Below are 18,796 nucleotides of genomic sequence, written 5' to 3'. Positions count from 1 at the left end.
GCTCCCGTTACCTCTTCTGTTACTGCTCCCGTTAAACGAGTCGTCGTGATAGCATGCCTGCGAATTTTCTCTGGAACATCGCGCATGGATCTCCCTATATTTCAGATCGACGCTTTTACTCTGAAAAACTCGCGTTCCCTGAGTGGCAATCCGGCAGCTGTTGTTCCGCTTGATGACTGGCTGGACGATCGCCAGATGCAGGAAGTTGCTGCCGAGAACAACCTCTCCGAAACGACATTCTTTGTTAAACAGGAAGACGGCACCTATCACTTACGCTGGTTCACGCCGACCAGCGAAGTCGATTTATGTGGGCACGCAACACTGGCGACAGCCCATGTGATCCATCAGATTCTGGGGGATACACGAGAACAACTTCCAATGACCTGCCAGGCGGGTGATATATCGGTCACCGTACTGAGTGAAAAGTCTCCTGTCCGCTATTGTCTTGAGTTTCCAGAGCGTGCGCCGGAGGCGGTCACGGGCAAACGGTTACTGAACAAGGTCAGTAAAATACTCAACACGGAAGTCGTTGAGCTCATGCAGTCCCGCGACCTCATCGCCATTCTGAAGGATGAAAAAGCAGTGCAGGACTGCACACCCGACTTCGCTGCTCTCGCCGAACTGGATTGCTTTGCTCTGGCCATAACCGCTCCAGCCCAGCAGGGTCGCATTGATTTCGTCAGCCGCTTCTTTGCACCGCAGCAGGGGATTAACGAAGATCCTGTAACAGGCTCGTCTTTCTGTTCATTGACCCCACTATGGGCCGAGAAACTCGGGAAGAACCGCCTGCAAGCCCGACAGATATCTCAGCGAGGCGGCCAACTCAGCCTCGACCTGAAAGATAGCCGCGTCAGGATCACGGGAACCACCTACCACTACATGCAGGGCGTTATTCGCATACCCGACTGACAAGTCAGTGCCCAGCTCGTCAAAACCAGCTAAACTCTGAGCTATGGTCTCAAATACGATTCTACCTCCCGTCTTTGTTCCTCCCGTTCAGGATAATGAACGGGGGGAAACTTCTGCGCGCAGACAAAGCACGCAGACTATTGACGAGCGAGAAAGTAGCAGAAAAGTAGAATATATCCCGGCAATACCGGATGAAGCCGATCTTGAGGCCATGGCAAACAGCTTTCAGCGTGAAAAACCAGCCGGACCAACCTCAGCCTATGGTGAGGTCGCGGCTATGTCAGTAGAAGAAAATCGAGGCCGACTGCTCGACCTTTACATCTGATGCGGTACTACTGCGCCGACACAGGATCAATCCTGTAACTGCCCTGAGCAGAATCTCCCCACCCCATGTCCGCATTGAGCGAATCTGCGATATGACGCACTGAAATATCCGTCATCACAAGTCCTTCGTCCAGCATCGATGCTTCGATAAGCTTTTTGCGCAACCGGACTTCAAGAGTTCCATTTTCGTCAAAGTGACTACGACTATGGATGTGCGTCACCAGATTACCTGCCTTATCAAGCAGACGAGCCGATACGACAACCACCCCAGGCTCGTACACCTCAGCCATAATAGGGATCAACCACTCGTCCCCCTCACTTGAGATATTACCAACACCCTTTATCAGCACTTTTGGATTGAAGAGTTCAATGTCGACCGTGGACTCAATCGGTAAACGTTCTGGTGCCTTAAGAGTCAGAATAAGGGTCAACTGATCCGGCCAGCCTGCTTCAGGGGTAATCATCGCACTGCCAACGGTGCCGTTACCCGTGGTGATCCATTCAGGCGTTGCCTCAGCGATGTAATTTCCCTGACGGGTTGTCACTGCCAAAGACATGTGTGAGCCCCTCGGCGGCTCACCAGACTCAGGGGCGAACTGCATCCGTGCAGCAATCTGCTGATTTCGGCGGAACCTGTACTTGAGCACCTGTAAGGTCAGGCTGCCAGTCATTTCATCGGTACGAATCCGCTCAGTAGAAGTGACAGGTTTCAAGGCTCCGGACCAGATGTCTCCACCAATATCCGTCAGGTCAGCCTCGCCCGCCGCCGTGGGGGGTAATGCAGACAGGACACGAATAGACTGATGTTGATCTGAGGACAATAGCTCAGGTGAAAGGAACTGCATAGTGAGCGCAATCAGCGCTCCGGGTAGCAACAGGATGCCACCAAGTAACCAGGATTTTGACGAGTTTTTCATGCCGGTACGAACCAGATTGTTATTGTTGTGCCTTCGATCAATCGAAGAGACATGATAGACAGCTATATAAGTGTAGTAGCACATCTGGCCTTAACGCAAAAATCACGAACGCAATTATAAAGCTTGTCGCACTGTGTTCGCATTCAGCATCGGATAAACCAGAACGCCACGCGTACACACTAACACCTTAACCGTGGCACGTCATGCCATTGCCATGCGCATTCGAATAGAGTGGAATATAGGGTTGAGCAATGGAATTAAAACGAAGAAAAACAGGACACGATAATGACAATAAAAAAGTATGTGCCTGCAGCTCTGGCTGCATTAGTGGCACTGGGGGCTAACCCTGCACAGGCTGGGCAATACGTTGTAACCACCCGAGTCGCGCAAGACGATGCCGGGGAACGCTTTCAGAAGTGGTTCCCTGAAATGGCCGTTAAACGCCGTATGGCAGACCGTCGCCGCTGGGTAATTAATCTGCCTGACCACAACACCCGCCTGATCGAAGCGCTGCAGCGCTACAACCTGATTGAAGCCGTAGAGCCGGATATACAGGTTCAGGCCAACCTGGTACCGAATGATCCGTACCTCAGTCAGCAATGGGGACTATTCAGTGCTGCGGCAGGTATTAATGCCCAGGACGCCTGGGATATCACTCAGGGGGCTGGTGCAGTGATCGCGGTCGCAGACACAGGTTATGTCCCTCACCCCGATCTGAACGACAACCTTCTCCCCGGCTATGACATGATCAGTAGCTCAAGCAGCGCACGGGATGGCAATGGTCGTGATAGCAACGCGATCGATGAAGGAGACTACACCACTTTCTGGACCTGTGGTTATTCCAGCAACTCATCATGGCATGGCTCCCATGTCGCCGGTATTGCCAACGCTTCTGCTGATGATGGCATAGGAATCACTGGCGTAGCGCCTCAGGCTAAGCATGTTCCGGTACGCGTTCTGGGCACCTGTGGCGGATCACTCTCTGATATCGCCGATGGTGTGCAGTGGGCGGCTGGCCTGACTGTTGCTGGCTTGCCAACAAACAACAACCCGGCAGATGTTATCAATATGTCTCTCGGTGGTGCAGGCAGCTGCCCGGGCTTTATGCAGGATGCCATTAATGCAGCCACTGCGGCAGGAGCCGTGGTAGTCGTGGCAGCCGGTAATGAAAACACCGACGCGTCAGGTTCAGTTCCTGCGAACTGTAATAATGTTATCACCGTCGCCTCCGTTGGCGTCGATGGTAGCCGGGCGAGCTACTCTAACTATGGCAATGTTGTTGATATCGCAGCACCTGGTGGTGGCAACGGTGATGGCATCCTCAGTACTGTTGATAGTGGATCGCAGGGACGTGCAGGCGCGGCTTACGCAAAATATCAGGGCACATCAATGGCAGCGCCTCAGGTGGCGGGGGTTGTCGCTCTGCTTCGCTCGGCCAATCCATCCCTCACGCCTCAGGCCATTGAAGATGTTCTGAAGGATACGGCTCGTCCTTTCATTGGAAACTGTGATGGCTGTGGCACGGGCCTGGTAGATGCCTATGCGGCCTTACTGGCCGTGACCGATGGTGAACCTACCGACCCGACGGATCCGACCGACCCAACGGACCCGGTAGATCCAGACCCCATTATTGAAACAATCACCTATGGCGGTGCTACCAATGTCACGCTCAATGACGCAAGTCGTTACTGGTGGTTCTTCACCCGCGAAGGGGTTTCAAGGATCTCCCTGAATGTTGGCAATAGTGGTGAAAACGGGCAGGCAAACGTTGTAATCAATCACAGTAACCACAACGAGCTGAGTGTAACGCTGACAGCGCCGGATGGTACGCAAACAGCCATGAGCCGTACCTCGGTGGCTGGCACTGCCGGGCAGTATGCTACGACCACTAACGGTATCAGCGGCACTTATACTCTGACCGTCGTCGACCGCACTCCGGGTAACCGGGGCAGCCTGAATTACTTCGCTGCTTCTCAGGATGAAGTGCAGTAATCACATAATCTTCGCATAAAAAAAGCCGCTCAATGAGCGGCTTTTTTATTGAACGATATCAGCAGAACTTACTGCTCAACACCCTTCATGGTCAGCTTCACACGACCTTTCGGATCAACGTCCATGACGTGAACCTTAACGGTCTGGCCTTCGCTCAGGTAGTCAGAGACGTTCTCAACACGCTCTTCGCTGATCTGAGAGATGTGCAGCAGGCCGTCTTTGCCTGGCAGTACGGTAATGAACGCACCGAAATCAACGATCTTGCTGACTTTACCTTCGTAGGTAACGCCAACTTCGATATCCGCAGTGATGCCTTCAATCATGTTAACCGCTGCATCTGCGCTGGCTTTATCAGTCGCGAAGATCTTGATCTCACCGTCGTCGTTGATATCAACAGAAGCACCAGTCTTCTCGGTGATGTCACGAATAGTCGCACCACCTTTACCAATCACGTCACGAATTTTGTCAGATGCAATCTTCATGGTCGTCATGGTCGGAGCGTTCTCAGACAGCTCTTTACGAGGTTCTGCGATCACTTTGTTCATGTCGCTCAGGATGCTAAGACGTGCAGCCTTGGCTTTTTCCAGAGCGATTTCCATGATCTGCTCAGTGATACCTTCGATCTTGATATCCATCTGCAGTGCAGTGATACCTTCGTCAGTACCAGCTACCTTAAAGTCCATATCGCCGAGATGGTCTTCGTCACCCAGAATGTCGGTCAGTACAGCGAACTGCTCGCCTTCTTTAACCAGACCCATAGCGATACCGGCAACAGGGGCTTTAATCGGCACACCTGCATCCATCAGCGCCAGAGATGCGCCACACACAGACGCCATAGAAGACGAACCGTTAGATTCAGTGATCTCAGATACAACACGGATGGTGTATGGGAATTCGTCCTGAGTCGGCATCATTGCCTGTACACCACGACGGGCCAGACGACCGTGACCAATCTCACGACGACCTGGAGAACCCATACGACCCGCTTCACCCACAGAGAATGGAGGGAAGTTATAGTGGAACAGGAACGGATCTGTTGTCAGACCGTGCAGGAAGTCGATCATCTGTGCGTCACGGGCAGAACCCAGTGTAGTCGCAACAATCGCCTGAGTTTCACCACGGGTGAAGATCGCAGAACCGTGAGTCGTCTTCAGAACGCCAGTTTCGATGGTCAGCGGACGTACGGTGTCGTTGTCACGACCGTCGATACGTGGCTGACCTTCGATAACGCGGTTACGAACCACTTCGTACTTCAGTTCGCCAACCATCTCGGCGATTTCGTCAGCAGAGAAACCTTCCTCGCCTTCAGCAGCAGCCAGTTTTTCAACGGCTGCCTTTTTAACTTCGTCCAGCTTAGCGTAACGAGCCATCTTGTCAGAGATGGTGTAAGCCTCACCAATGCCAGCCGCAGCTTCTTCTTTAACAGCGTTGTACAGCGCTTCGTTACGAGCTTCTGCACTCCAGTCCCAACGCTCAACACCCAGCTCAGCAGTCCACTCGCTGATCGCAGTGATCGCACTCTGGAAAGATGAGTGTGCGAACAGTACCGCACCCAACATTTCGTCTTCGGTCAGCTCGTCAGCTTCTGATTCAACCATCAGAACCGCGTCTTTAGTACCCGCCACAACCATGTCCAGCAGAGACTCTTCAAGCTGCGCATCAGTTGGGTTCAGCATGTAACCGTCTTCGTCAGTGAAACCAACGCGGGCTGCACCGATAGGACCATTGAAAGGTACACCAGACACTGCCAGCGCCGCAGATACAGCGATCATTGCACAGATATCCGGATCAACACCCTTTTCAGAGGCCATTACAGTAGGGATTACCTGAACTTCGTTCAGGAAGCCTTCCGGAAACAGAGGACGAATAGGACGGTCAATCAGACGAGAAGTCAGTGTTTCTTTCTCAGAAGGACGACCTTCACGCTTCAGGTAACCACCAGGGATACGGCCAGCGGCGTACATTTTTTCCTGATAGTGAACAGACAGCGGGAAGAAATCCTGGCCCGGCTTAGTAGTTTTGGCGGCTACAACAGTCGCCAACACCTGAGTCTTGCCAATGGTGGCCAGCACAGCGCCGTCTGCCTGACGGGCGATACGACCAGTTTCGAGAGTGACGGTCTGGCCGCCGAATTCGAAGGTTTTTGTCTTAGCAACAGGGATATTGCTCATTCAGTCTTTCCTTAAATGTATACAGTAAATTCCCTACGTCACTGCCGGTGCTTCTAAGCATTGACCTTCGATCGATACGACCCGAAAGAAGATAAATGGTTAGAAGCACCACCGTGGATTACTTGATACACGGGGTTGGCACCACAGCTTGCGCAGGATGGTCTTAATTTACAGAGTCAGAGAAGCACAAAAAATAAGAGCCGCACTTGGCGACCCTTATCTTGCTGTCTTAGCGACGCAGACCCAGCTTCTTGATCAGCTCAAGGTAGCGGTTTGCATCTTTGCCTTTCAGGTAGTCCAGCAGCTTACGACGCTGGTTAACCATGCGAATCAGGCCGCGACGTGAATGGTGATCCTTCTTGTTCGATTTGAAGTGACCCTGCAGACCATTGATGTTGTAAGTCAGCAGTGCAACCTGAACTTCAGGAGAACCAGTGTCGCCTTCAGCGGTCTGGAATTCTTTTACGATTTCGGCTTTCTTTTCAGCAGACAGTGCCATGTTCTTTACTCCGTCTAATGTGCAAAAAATCACATCACCACCGTGCACATTTACAGTGGTATGCGGTGTCACTTATGTGACGGTTAAATCTTTTTCAGGCCAGATCTGGCAGGCTCACCTGCATCAGTCTCTGTGACCGGATGGCGCCGTTTTCAACCCGGCCAATACCAAGCAGAATACGAACCCCAGATTCAACGGCCCATAATTGTACAGAAGGGTTATCCGTTAAGCCAGTCTTAATCGCCTGTCCTTGCAGTAACCGTGCGGCTTCGGCGAGGGTCAGTGACACTTCCGGCCAGGTCTCTGGCAAGGCAGTTTCAGGAGGCATTAACAGTGCGTCCAGGGCGGCTTTATCTTCGCTCTGCTCCGCCAATTGCTCCAGCTCTTCAAGCGTATGAGACATGGCTTCGTTGTATGGCCCGGAATGCGTGCGGTGAAGGTCCTGAACGAAAGCACCACACCCCAGAGCTTCGCCGATATCTTCCACTAAAGTGCGGATATAAGTGCCCTTCGAACAACGCACACTCAAGCTCAGCGAATCCGGAGTGTAGCTGTTGAGGGTCAATTCGTGGATACGGATAACGCGACGCTTCTTTTCAGCGACAGCGCGCATTTCCTCCTGCGACATGCCCTGGCGTGCCAGCTCATACAGCGGCTTGCCATCCATTTTAAGCGCAGAAAACATCGGCGGCACCTGTTCGACGTCACCACGAAACCGGCTAAGCACAGTTTCGATTGTTTCAGTATTCAGCTCGGGGACCGGACGCTCCTGCAGAATCTCGCCTTCTTTATCGCCAGTACTGCGCACCTGCCCTAGCACACCGCGAGTGTCATAGCCTTTGTCGGAGTCGAGCAGTAACTGTGAGAATTTGGTGGCTTCGCCTAAGCAGATGGGTAGAACACCGGTGGCCTCAGGGTCCAGCGCCCCCGTGTGCCCTGCCTTGTTGGCGTTATACAGGCGCTTTACGCGTTGCAGAACCTGATTGGAACTGAGCCCGAGCGGTTTATTCACCACCAGGATGCCGGAAATATCCCGGCCTTTCTTTCTACGCGCCATATCAGTCCTGACGGTCGTCCCCGTCAGTTGCAGCGTCGTCTGATGCCTCGTCGGGATGACGGGCATCGTCTGCGGCACGCGCCTGCTTAATCAGACCCGTCAGGTGATGACCACGTTCTAGCGTCTCGTCGTAATGGAAACGCAGCTGTGGCGTAACACGTGTGGTCAGAATTCTGGCCAGCTGAGAACGCAGGTAGCCTGCGGCTTCGTTCAGAATCTTACTGGTGTTGGCACGAATCTCGGCGTCGGTTTCACCCTTTGCACCCATCACGGTGAAGTAGATGTCGGCATAACCGAGGTCTTTCGCGACCTTGACCGAATTCAGGGTCACCATACCCAGCTTCGGGTTTTTCATTTCAAACTGGATCATCTGCGCAACTTCGCGCTGGATCTGCTCCCCAAGGCGGGAAGTACGGCTGAAATCTTTAGGCATTTTTATCTCTCTGAGGCCAGCTTTACGGCCTGGTAAATGCGGATTCCGGGCATCGCCCAGAGACACCAAAGCCCGGCATGGCCGGGCTCTGGTCTATGGCTCACACACTCGTGATTACAGAGTACGTGCGACCTCTTTCACATCGAAGACTTCAATCTGATCGCCTGGGCGAACGTCCTGATAGTTCTTCACACCGATACCGCACTCTGTGCTCTGGCGAACTTCCTGAACGTCGTCTTTGAAGCGACGCAGGGATTCAAGTTCACCTTCATAGATCACCACGTTTTCACGCAGTACGCGGATCTTCTTGTTACGGTAAATCGTACCTTCGGTCACCATACAGCCAGCAATCTGACCAAACTTAGGCGACTTGAATACGTCACGTACTTCAGCAATACCGACGATCTCTTCACGCAGCTCAGGCGCCAGCAGACCAGCCATTGCCTGTTTCACGTCATCAATCAGATCGTAAATAACGCTGTAGTAGCGCATATCCACATCGTTGTTCTCGACAACTTTCTTCGCTGCGTTATCGGCACGGACGTTGAAGCCGAACAGTACCGCACCCGCCGCAACGGCCAGGGTGGCGTCAGTTTCGGTGATACCACCAACACCTGAGGCAACAACGTTTACTTTCACTTCATCGGTCGCGAGCTTCTGCAGTGAAGACACGATCGCTTCGAGTGAACCACGTACGTCGGTCTTAACAACCACGTTCAGTGCAGCAACTTCACCTTCCGCCATGCCGGCAAACAGTGCATCCAGTTTCGCGGCCTGCTGACGCTGCTGAAGCTGTTCTTTCAGCTTGGTCTCACGGAACTCGGCCACTTCACGAGCCTTCTTCTCGTTCTCGACAACCATAAAGTTGTCACCAGCATCCGGCGTGCCATTTAAGCCGAGAATCTCGACCGGAATAGACGGGCCCGCTGAATCAGTCTGTTTACCGTTTTCATCCAGCAATGCACGAGCTCGGCCGTAACAGGTACCGGCGAGAACAACGTCGCCCTTCTTCAAAGTACCGTTCTGAACCAGCAGAGTGGCAACCGGACCACGACCTTTATCCAGACGTGATTCAACCACGACACCCTGACCCGGGCCATCGAAGTGCGCTTTCAGCTCAAGCAATTCAGCTTGCAGCAGTACGGCTTCGAGGAGGGTTTCGATGCCCATACCCGTTTTCGCAGAAACCGGGATAAACGGAACGTCACCACCCCAATCTTCTGGGATAACATCACGCGCTGACAGTTCGTTTTTAACACGATCCGGGTCAACACCTTCTTTATCCATCTTGTTAACAGCAACAACCAGAGGTACACCTGCTGACTTCGCATGCTGAACCGCTTCTTCCGTCTGAGGCATCACACCATCATCGGCAGCAACAACGAGAATAACCACGTCCGTCGCCTGTGCACCACGCGCACGCATTGAGGTAAACGCTGCGTGTCCCGGTGTATCGAGGAAAGAGACCATGCCATGATCAGTTTCAACGTGATACGCACCAATGTGCTGAGTAATACCACCCGCTTCGCCTGACGCTACGCGTGAGCTACGGATGTAATCCAGCAGTGACGTTTTACCGTGGTCAACGTGACCCATCACGGTAACAACCGGCGCACGAGTCGTCTGGTCACCGTCATAGTTAACGGCTTCAGTGACATCCTGCTCAAGCTGGTTGTCTGCGATCAGCTTAGATACTTTATGACCCATTTCTTCGACGACCAGAGTCGCAGTATCCTGATCCAGAGGCTGGTTAATGGTTGCCATAACACCCATTTTCATCAGCTCTTTGATCACTTCACCGGCTTTCACAGACATCTTGGATGCCAGGTCACCAACCGTAATGGTTTCAGGCAGCTCAACTTCGCGAACCACTGGCGCAGTCGGTTTAGTAAACGCATGCTCGTTATTCGCATTACGATTACTGCTGCGACCTTTAGTCTTAAGTTTAGCTTTTGGTCGACGCTGATTGCGCCCGCCATTGTTGTCTTCGTTATCGAAGCGGCTGTCTTTGTCAGTGCGCTTACGCTCTGGCGTTTTAGCCTTCTTACGATGATCGTCACGCTGCTGAGCTGCTTCTGCTGCCGCACGTTTCTGCGCAGCGTCTTCTTCAGGCGTTGGAGCTGGTTTTGCTTCCGCCTTCTTCTTAGGCGCTTCTTTCGCTTCAACTTTAGGTGCAGGCTCGCTTGCCGCTGGCGCTGATTCAGCTTTGCTTGCAGCCGCCTTAGCTTTCTCAGCTTCCTCAGCTGCCGCTTTCTCAGCTTCAGCCTGAGCCTTCAGGGCCGCTTCTTTTTCTGCAGCGATACGCGCTTCTTCTTCCTGACGGGCTTTCTCAGCCGCGACATCAACTTCTTCGCGTTTCACATAAGTACGCTTCTTACGTACTTCGATATTGACCGCTTTCTTACCACCCTGACCTGTTTTTAAAGTCGTAGTAACTTTACGCTTCAGAGTGATTTTTTTTGGCTCAGCGTCAGCTTCGCCGTGACTTTTTTTCAGAAATGCGAGCAGGCTTTGCTTCTGCTCGTCATTTACGGTGTCAGTCTCAGCGCTCTGAGGCAGGCCCGCTTCTTTCATTTGGGAGAGCAGGCGGTCTGTGCTCGTCCCTACCACGTCGGCGAGTTCTTTAACTGTTACATCTGCCATACGTTTCTCCTATACCGGGCGAGTGATTATTCAGTGCCTTCAAACCAAGGCTTACGGGCAGTCATGATCAGCTCGCCCGCTTTTTCTTCGGTCATCCCTTCTACATCCAGCAGGTCATCAATTGATTGCTCAGCAAGGTCTTCCATCGTGCAGATACCTTTGCTTGCGAGAACCAATGCCAGATGCTTGTCCATGCCTTCCATATTCAGAAGGTCTTCCGCCGGCTGTGCTGATTCGAGTACTTCTTCAGACGCAATCGCCTGAGTCAGCAACACATCTTTGGCGCGATTACGCAGCTCAGTCACGATATCCTCATCAAGGCCATCAATCTGGAGCATTTCTTCCATAGGTACGTAGGCGATTTCTTCGAGGGTAGTAAAGCCCTCTTCCACCAGAAGTGTCGCGAAGTCTTCGTCGATATCAAGGCTGTTCATAAAGCCTTCAATAAAGCCGGACGCTTCTTCGTTCTGTTTCTCGATGGCGTCTTCTTCCGTCATGACGTTGATTTCCCAACCCGTCAGTTCAGAAGCCAGTCGAACATTCTGACCACCCCGGCCAATAGCCTGAGCGAGATTGTCTTCTGCAACGGCAACATCCATTGAGTTGGTTTCTTCATCAACAACAATCGACGCAACTTCAGCCGGAGCCATTGCATTGATTACCAACTGCGCTGGGTTGTCGTCCCACAGAACAATGTCGATACGCTCGTTACCACCCAGTTCGTTGGTTACTGCCTGAACACGTGCACCACGCATGCCCACACAAGCACCAACAGGGTCGATTCGTTTATCGTTAGATTTCACAGCGATTTTAGCGCGCGAACCCGGATCACGTGCAGCACCTTTAATTTCAATCACTTCTTCTGAAATTTCCGGCACTTCGATACGGAACAGCTCAATCAGCATGGCTGGTACTGTGCGGCTCAGCATCAGCTGAGGACCACGATTTTCCGGACGGATATCAAACAGAATGGCGCGAATACGATCGCCCATACGCATGATTTCACGACCAATCAACTGATCTTTAGGCATCAATGCTTCAGCATTATTACCAAGGTCGACGATAACGTTGTCACGCGTTACTTTTTTCACTGTGCCGCCGATCAGCTCGCCGACACGGTGTTCGTACTGTTCAACGACCTGAGCACGCTCAGCTTCACGAACTTTCTGTACGATGATCTGTTTTGCGGCCTGTGCGGCAATACGACCGAAATCAGGATTCTCTACCTGAATTTCGTAGGTATCACCCGGCTGCAGGTTGGTATCAATTTCGTGTGCTTCTTCCAGGGTCAGCTCATCACCAAGACCCGGTACCACGTCATTGCTTACAACCAGCCAGCTACGGAAAGTTTCGTAGTCGCCCGTCTTACGGTCGATATCCACACGGATAACGGCCTCTTCATCTTCGTAACGTTTTTTCGCTGCTGCGGCCAACGCCGATTCGATCGCCTGAAAAATAATTTCCCTGGAAACGCCTTTCTCGTTGGAAACCGCTTCCGCGACCAGGAGAATTTCTTTGCTCATCTTCTAGCCTCGCTTTGCAACCTTAATCCTTGAATTGTGGAACAACGTTAGCCTTTTCAATCAGCTCGATAGGCAACAGGTATTCGTTATCGTCAACGCGAAGAACGATGTCTTCCTGCTCCACACCAATTAATTGGCCCTTGAATTTCCGCCGCCCGTCAAACGCCATGCGTAAACGTACGTCGATAATATTTCCTGCTAATGACGCGTACTGCTCTAGTGTAAAAACAGGACGGTCCATACCTGGGGATGACACTTCCAGGTTGTAAACCTGAGAGATCGGATCTTCTACATCCATCACACTACTGATCTGACGACTGACTGCAGCGCAGTCATCAACGGTGATACCGTTTTCGTGATCAATAAACACACGCAATACAGTGTCCTTGCCCTGAGACAAGTACTCCAGCCCCCAGAAGGTATATCCCATGGACTCAACGACCGGACCGAGCAGTTCGTTCAACAGACTCTCTTTTGCCACGATTAATTCTCCCGGGGATTTGGCTCTCGCCACAAACAAAAACTGGGCAACATGTGCCCAGTCCGCTACTGCCTTTTGCAGACCGGAATCCGCTAAGCAGATTCCTGTGATACTGAGCATCCATAAACAAACAATTTCAGAATGCCAGCTACTAAAAAGCCCCTGACGTGAGGGGCTTTTCAAATAAGCAGCCGCATTATACGCGCTGCCAATAAAAAAAGCGAACCCTGGTCCGCTTTCTCAGATGACCGTTCAGTCACGATCATCGGAATAAGTTGGTGCGGATGGCGAGACTCGAACTCGCACGAGCGTTGCTCACCACCCCCTCAAGATGGCGTGTCTACCAATTCCACCACATCCGCACACAGGGGAAGAAATTACTTAGTCGTTTCTTCCGTTGTTTCCACAACCGGGCTATCTGCTTCAGCAGAAGCGTCCAGTTCTGGAGCGTCATCTTCAGACGGCGCGTATTCTTCCACAACTGGGGTGTCTTGCTCAAGTACTTCTTGCACTTCCAGTGTAGGAATTCCTGCTTCATCTGCACCAGAGGCCTTTTGCTTGGCATAAATGGCCAAACCCAGACTGGTAATGAAAAATGCGGTAGCGAGAATTGCTGTAGTACGACTCAGAAAATTGGCAGAACCCGCAGAACCGAATACGGTCTGAGATGCACCTGAACCAAACGAAGCGCCAGCGTCAGCACCCTTACCTTGCTGCATCAGAACGAAAGCGATAATCGCGATAGCAATGACGATGTGACCGATGAGAATAATCTGTTCCATAAAAATCCTGAGCCCTTATGCCCGACAAATACCGAGAAATTCATCTACATCGAGGGATGCCCCGCCGACCAGACCACCGTCGATATCCTGTTGTGAAAATAATTCAGCCGCATTTGCAGCTTTTACGCTTCCGCCATAAAGCAGGCGAGTTGCAGCAGCAAGATCTGCGCTCCGTTCAGTCAATAATCCACGAATAAACGCGTGAATTGCCTGCGCCTGCTCTGGTGTTGCTGTTTCGCCAGTACCGATCGCCCATACTGGTTCGTAGGCGATCACTACGTTTTTCCAGTCGGCATCTGTAAGCTCAGAGATCAGCAAAGACATCTGAGCCCCGACAACCTCTTCGGCTTTTCCGCCTTGACGTTCTTCCAGCGTCTCTCCAACACAGACAACAGCAATCAACCCATTATCCAGTGCCTTGCGTGTTTTGCGCAGAACAACTCCGTCAGTCTCGCCGTATAGAATCCGGCGCTCTGAGTGACCAATAATGACCATACTGGCACCGAGATCGCTCAGCATTTCTGCCGACACTTCACCAGTGAACGCACCGCTGTCCGCCTCTGCACAGTTCTGTGCACCCACACTGATCTGGCTGCCTTCAGCGACAGAGATCGCCTGACTCAGGTACGGAAACGGAGGAAACACAGCCAGGTCACATGTGAGTTCACCGGCATTACGGAGCCCCGTAATTAAAGTGTCAGTCTGAGCGCGTGACGCGTTCATCTTCCAGTTTCCGGCTACTAATATGCGACGCATGTGTCACCCCAAAATTCAAAGAGCGCAGATACTATCTGAGAAGCTCGTCTGAAACAAGACGGGCAGCGCTGGCTACTTTAGCCTAAGCCAGCACCTTGCTCACTTCTTCAGCAAGTTCCTGCGCCAGCAACTGAGTTACCGCTGGGTCATCAGCCTCGACCATCACGCGAACCAGCGGCTCTGTACCAGACGGACGTAACAACACCCTGCCGCGATCCCCCAGTTTTTTCTCTGTAGCAGAAAGCGCTTGCTGGACACGTTCATCAGCCATCACATCCAGATCACGCTGGCGACGCACATTAATCATGGTCTGTGGCATCTTACTCATACGTTCAGTCCATTCACGCAGACCTACACCGGTGTCTCGCAAAGCAACCAGTACCTGCAGCGCAGATACGATACCGTCGCCGGTAGTGTTGGCATCCAGACACAAAAGGTGCCCGGACGATTCGCCACCGAAGCGCCAGTTATGCTCAACCAGTTTTTGCATCACATAGCGATCGCCCACTTTTGCGCGCACAAAATCGATGCCCTGCTCTTTTAATGCCAGCTCAAGACCGAGATTGCTCATCTGAGTCCCCACAACCCCACCGTTCAGTCGTCCTTGTTCAGCTGCATGGCTCGCAACGATGAAGAGCAACTGATCGCCATCGACCAGCTCGCCAGTGTGATCGACCATCATGACGCGATCGCCGTCACCGTCGAATGCGATTCCGAGATCAGCTTTCTGTTCAAGAACCGCAGCACGAAGTTTCTCAGGCGAGGTAGAACCGCAGTCTTTATTGATGTTAAGACCGTCTGGCGTATTACCGATGGTGGTAACGCTTGCGCCAAGCTCAGAGAATACTGCTGGAGCAATCTGATAGGTTGCTCCGTTACTGCAATCCAGCACCAACTTGAGGCCGCGCAGATTCAGAGAATTTGCCGTACCTTTGCAGAACTCAATATACCGCCCCGCCGCATCGTTGATGCGCACAGCTTTACCCAGTTTATCTGACTCAACACACTCAATCGGCTGATCCAGATAGCTCTCAATCTCAAGCTCAACTTCATCAGGCAATTTGGTACCGTCGGCCGAGAAGAACTTGATGCCATTATCATAGTAAGGGTTATGCGAGGCACTGATGACTATGCCTGCATCGGCCCGGAAAGTACGCGTAAGATAAGCAATGCCAGGCGTCGGAATGGGCCCCAACAAACCAATATCAACACCGGCAGCCGACAGCCCGGCTTCCAGGGCTGATTCGAACATATAGCCTGAAATACGCGTGTCTTTACCAATCAGAATACGGCTCACTCCACGCTTGGCAAACACCTTACCGGCAGCCCAACCGAGACGCATTACAAACTCAGGGGTAATAGCCCCCTCACCGACCCGTCCACGGATACCATCGGTGCCAAAATACTTTCTACTCATGCCCTTCCCTCAGGGTTGCATTCACGACCTGCATCGCTTCCCAGGTCTTTTTAACATTGTGTGCGCGGATGATACGTGCGCCCTTCATCGCACAAACTGTTGCCGCTGCTGCACTGGCATCATCACGCTCGACGGCGTCACCACTAATATTGAGCACATCTGCAATCATACGTTTACGGGATAAACCCGTCAGCAATGGATATCCCAGTGCTGCGATCTGTTCAAGCCGATTCAGCAGTGTGTAATTGTGGACTCGCGTTTTACCAAAACCGAACCCCGGATCAAGCAGTATCTGCTCAGAGGCGATACCTGCGGCCTGAGCGGCAGCAATGCGCTCCTTTAAGAAGTTCCTGACGTCCTGCACTACGTCATCGTATCTGGGATTCTTCTGCATAGTGTCCGGTTCCCCCTGCATATGCATCAGGCATACAGGCAGGCCTGACTCTGCAGCGGCCTTTAGCGCACCTTCTCTTCGCAATGCGCGTACATCGTTAATAAGGTGTGCGCCGGCTTTTGCAGACTCTCTGATGACTTCTGCGGTACTTGTATCGACCGATATCGCAACATCCAGTCTGGCGGCGATATGTTCAATAACCGGCACTACTCGCTCAAGCTCTTCGGCGACAGATACAGGAGCAGCTCCCGGCCGGGTGGATTCACCGCCCACATCGAGAATGGTGGCTCCTTCAGCGACCATACTCCCGGCATGAGCAATAGCTTTATCCAGCTGGTTAAACTGTCCACCATCGGAAAAGGAGTCAGGCGTGACATTGAGGATACCCATGACGTGGGCAGTACCCAGATCGAGAGTGCGATTACCACAAGATAGTTTCACAGGAAGGTCCGATCAGATCATACGGGGGGATTTAAACAAAACAGGCACCGGAAACCGGTGCCTGTATGAGACATCAGAGCCTTAAGTGACTACTGACGTTCGCCAGCAGGCTCACCTGCGACATCATCGTCATCACTGGCCATGTCACGAGACTCTTTTTCTACCGAGTCATCCGCAGACACTGCCGGAGAGCCACCTGAACCATCGCCCCAGCCTTTCGGCGGACGCGGCTTGGTGCCCGACATGATGTCGTCGATCTGATCAGAATCGATTGTCTCGTATTCCATCAGAGCATCTTTCATCATTTCCAGTTTATCCCGGTTATCAACCAGAATCTGAGTGGCACGCTGATAACAGCGATCCAGCAGCTCTTTCACTTCAGAGTCAATTGAACGCGCAGTATCGTCAGAAAGATGAGCCATCTGACCACCACCTGAGCTACCCAGATACCCGTTCTGTTCATCCTCTGAGTACAGCTGAGCACCCAGCTTGTCAGAAAGACCCCACTTGGTGACATAGTTACGCGCATACTTTGTAGCACGCTCAATATCGTTCGAGGCCCCTGTCGTCACACCGTCTTTGCCCAGTGTGAGTTCTTCGGCGATACGACCACCGTAGAGCGAACAGATATTGCTCTCGATACCACGCTTGCTGATTGAGTGACGGTCTTCCTCAGGAAGGAACATAGTCACACCCAGGGCACGGCCACGTGGAATGATAGATACCTTATAGACCGGATCGTGCTCGGGCACGAGTCGACCAACAATCGCATGACCAGCCTCGTGGTACGCCGTATTTTCTTTCTCTTTCTCAGACATCACCATGGTCTTGCGCTCGGCACCCATAAGGATCTTGTCTTTTGCCTTCTCGAACTCTTCCATCGTCACTTCAGAGCGATTAGCGCGAGCAGCAAAGAGAGCGGCCTCGTTCACCAGGTTAGCAAGGTCTGCACCCGAGAAACCTGGAGTACCGCGTGCAATAAGAGATGCGTTCACATCGTCAGACACAGGTGCTTTCTTCATATGCACCTGAAGAATCTGCTCACGACCGCGAATATCCGGCAAACCAACAACTACCTGACGGTCAAAACGGCCCGGTCGAAGCAGCGCTGGGTCAAGTACGTCTGGACGGTTAGTCGCAGCAATCACGATGATGCCGTCATTGACTTCAAAACCATCCATTTCAACCAGCAGCTGGTTAAGGGTCTGTTCGCGTTCGTCGTTGCCACCACCGATACCTACGCCACGGGAGCGACCTACAGCATCGATCTCATCAATAAAGATAATGCAAGGAGCCTGCTTCTTCGCCTGCTCGAACATATCACGGACACGGGAAGCACCCACCCCGACGAACATCTCGACGAAGTCAGAACCCGAAATTGAAAAGAAAGGTACACGAGCCTCACCCGCAATCGCTTTCGCCAGCAGTGTTTTACCAGTACCAGGCTGACCAACCATCAGCACACCGCGAGGGATCTTACCGCCCAGCTTCTGGTACTTGCCTGGCTCACGCAGGAACTCAACGAGTTCTTTCACGTCTTCTTTCGCTTCGTCGCAACCTGCAACATCGCCAAAAGTGGTTTTGATCTGATCTTCGCTCAACAGTTTGGCTTTACTCTTGCCGAAGGCCATCGGGCCACCACGACCAGAGCCGCCACCCTGCATCTGTCGCATGAACAGCATAAAGACGGCGATGATGATAAGTATCGGCAAGGAGGCCAATAGCAATTGAGACAGGAAGCTCTGTTTCTCTGGTTTTTCGCCGATTACTTCGACGTCATTTACCAGCAGAGTATCCATCAGCTTATCGTCGAATGCGGGTAACACAGACTCAAATGCCTGCCCGCCACGAGAAGTCCCCTTGATGGATTGTCCGGAGATAGTCACTGATTCGACCTGACCGCTTTCGACAGCCTTCATGAACTCCGAGTAGGACCAGCTGTTGCTACGGTCTACCGGATTGAGTCCCTGAAACACCATCATCAGCACTGCGGCGATAACAGCCCATAAAACGAAATTCTTTGCCATGTGAGGCACCACCTTACTCGTACAGACCGC

General features: G+C 52.3%; 15 protein-coding genes and 1 tRNA gene. 2 read left to right on the top strand and 14 right to left on the bottom strand.

The window, feature by feature from the left end:
- Positions 1-84 precede the first annotated feature (84 nt).
- The gene (locus BW941_RS00940; protein WP_076513495.1) at positions 85-909 is read left to right on the top strand and encodes a PhzF family phenazine biosynthesis protein; all 825 of its coding nucleotides are present in this window, start codon (positions 85-87) and stop codon (positions 907-909) included.
- Positions 910-1,241: 332 nt separating this feature from the next.
- Here the strand turns inward: BW941_RS00940 and BW941_RS00930 are convergent, their stop codons facing one another.
- The gene (locus BW941_RS00930; RefSeq protein WP_076513489.1) at positions 1,242-2,150 is read right to left on the bottom strand and encodes a hypothetical protein; all 909 of its coding nucleotides are present in this window, start codon (positions 2,148-2,150) and stop codon (positions 1,242-1,244) included.
- Between the two features lie 285 nt (positions 2,151-2,435).
- Between BW941_RS00930 and BW941_RS00925 the strand changes: the two genes are divergently transcribed.
- The gene (locus tag BW941_RS00925) at positions 2,436-4,142 is read left to right on the top strand and encodes a S8 family serine peptidase (protein ID WP_076513487.1); all 1,707 of its coding nucleotides are present in this window, start codon (positions 2,436-2,438) and stop codon (positions 4,140-4,142) included.
- A gap of 68 nt (positions 4,143-4,210) precedes the next feature.
- Here BW941_RS00925 and pnp read toward each other — a convergent pair whose 3' ends face one another.
- The 13 genes from pnp to ftsH all read right to left on the bottom strand — a co-directional run bounded on the left by pnp (position 4,211) and on the right by ftsH (position 18,766).
- Positions 4,211-6,313 carry a polyribonucleotide nucleotidyltransferase gene (gene pnp, locus BW941_RS00920; RefSeq protein ID WP_076513484.1) on the bottom strand — a complete coding sequence of 701 codons (2,103 nt, stop codon included), beginning with the start codon at positions 6,311-6,313 and terminating at the stop codon, positions 4,211-4,213.
- A 229-nt stretch (positions 6,314-6,542) separates the two neighbouring features.
- Positions 6,543-6,812 (bottom strand): 30S ribosomal protein S15, encoded by a 270-nt coding sequence (rpsO, locus tag BW941_RS00915; RefSeq protein WP_076513482.1) that lies wholly within the window; start codon positions 6,810-6,812, stop codon positions 6,543-6,545.
- Positions 6,813-6,906: 94 nt separating this feature from the next.
- Positions 6,907-7,869: a tRNA pseudouridine(55) synthase TruB gene (gene truB / locus BW941_RS00910; protein WP_076513479.1), complete on the bottom strand. Its 963-nt coding sequence runs from the start codon at positions 7,867-7,869 to the stop codon at positions 6,907-6,909.
- A gap of 1 nt (position 7,870) precedes the next feature.
- Complete coding sequence (rbfA, locus tag BW941_RS00905) at positions 7,871-8,302, bottom strand: 30S ribosome-binding factor RbfA (protein WP_076513477.1); 432 nt, start codon at positions 8,300-8,302, stop codon at positions 7,871-7,873.
- Between the two features lie 114 nt (positions 8,303-8,416).
- On the bottom strand, positions 8,417-10,945 hold the full coding sequence (infB, locus tag BW941_RS00900; protein WP_076513474.1) for a translation initiation factor IF-2: 2,529 nt from the start codon (positions 10,943-10,945) through the stop codon (positions 8,417-8,419).
- 26 nt (positions 10,946-10,971) lie between these two features.
- A complete protein-coding gene (gene nusA, locus BW941_RS00895; RefSeq protein ID WP_076513471.1) occupies positions 10,972-12,468 on the bottom strand; it encodes a transcription termination factor NusA in 1,497 nt (498 codons plus the stop codon).
- A gap of 22 nt (positions 12,469-12,490) precedes the next feature.
- The gene (rimP, locus tag BW941_RS00890; protein WP_076514175.1) at positions 12,491-12,952 is read right to left on the bottom strand and encodes a ribosome maturation factor RimP; all 462 of its coding nucleotides are present in this window, start codon (positions 12,950-12,952) and stop codon (positions 12,491-12,493) included.
- A 273-nt stretch (positions 12,953-13,225) separates the two neighbouring features.
- Positions 13,226-13,311, bottom strand: a tRNA-Leu gene (locus tag BW941_RS00885).
- 15 nt (positions 13,312-13,326) lie between these two features.
- Positions 13,327-13,731, bottom strand: a complete 405-nt coding sequence (gene secG / locus BW941_RS00880; protein WP_076513468.1) for a preprotein translocase subunit SecG — start codon at positions 13,729-13,731, stop codon at positions 13,327-13,329.
- A 15-nt stretch (positions 13,732-13,746) separates the two neighbouring features.
- On the bottom strand, positions 13,747-14,487 hold the full coding sequence (gene tpiA, locus BW941_RS00875) for a triose-phosphate isomerase (protein WP_076513466.1): 741 nt from the start codon (positions 14,485-14,487) through the stop codon (positions 13,747-13,749).
- 82 nt (positions 14,488-14,569) lie between these two features.
- Positions 14,570-15,904: a phosphoglucosamine mutase gene (glmM, locus tag BW941_RS00870; protein ID WP_076513463.1), complete on the bottom strand. Its 1,335-nt coding sequence runs from the start codon at positions 15,902-15,904 to the stop codon at positions 14,570-14,572.
- Positions 15,897-16,739 carry a dihydropteroate synthase gene (gene folP / locus BW941_RS00865; RefSeq protein ID WP_076513461.1) on the bottom strand — a complete coding sequence of 281 codons (843 nt, stop codon included), beginning with the start codon at positions 16,737-16,739 and terminating at the stop codon, positions 15,897-15,899. Before folP ends, glmM begins: the two co-directional genes overlap by 8 nt.
- Before the next feature lie 89 nt (positions 16,740-16,828).
- Positions 16,829-18,766, bottom strand: coding sequence for an ATP-dependent zinc metalloprotease FtsH (gene ftsH / locus BW941_RS00860; protein WP_076513459.1), 1,938 nt, complete (start codon positions 18,764-18,766; stop codon positions 16,829-16,831).
- Positions 18,767-18,796: the final 30 nt, after the last annotated feature.

This window comes from Thalassolituus maritimus, from assembly GCF_900156675.1.
Classification (GTDB): Bacteria; Pseudomonadota; Gammaproteobacteria; order Pseudomonadales; family Oceanobacteraceae; genus Thalassolituus; species Thalassolituus maritimus.
This window is presented reverse-complemented; position numbering and strand designations above follow the sequence as displayed.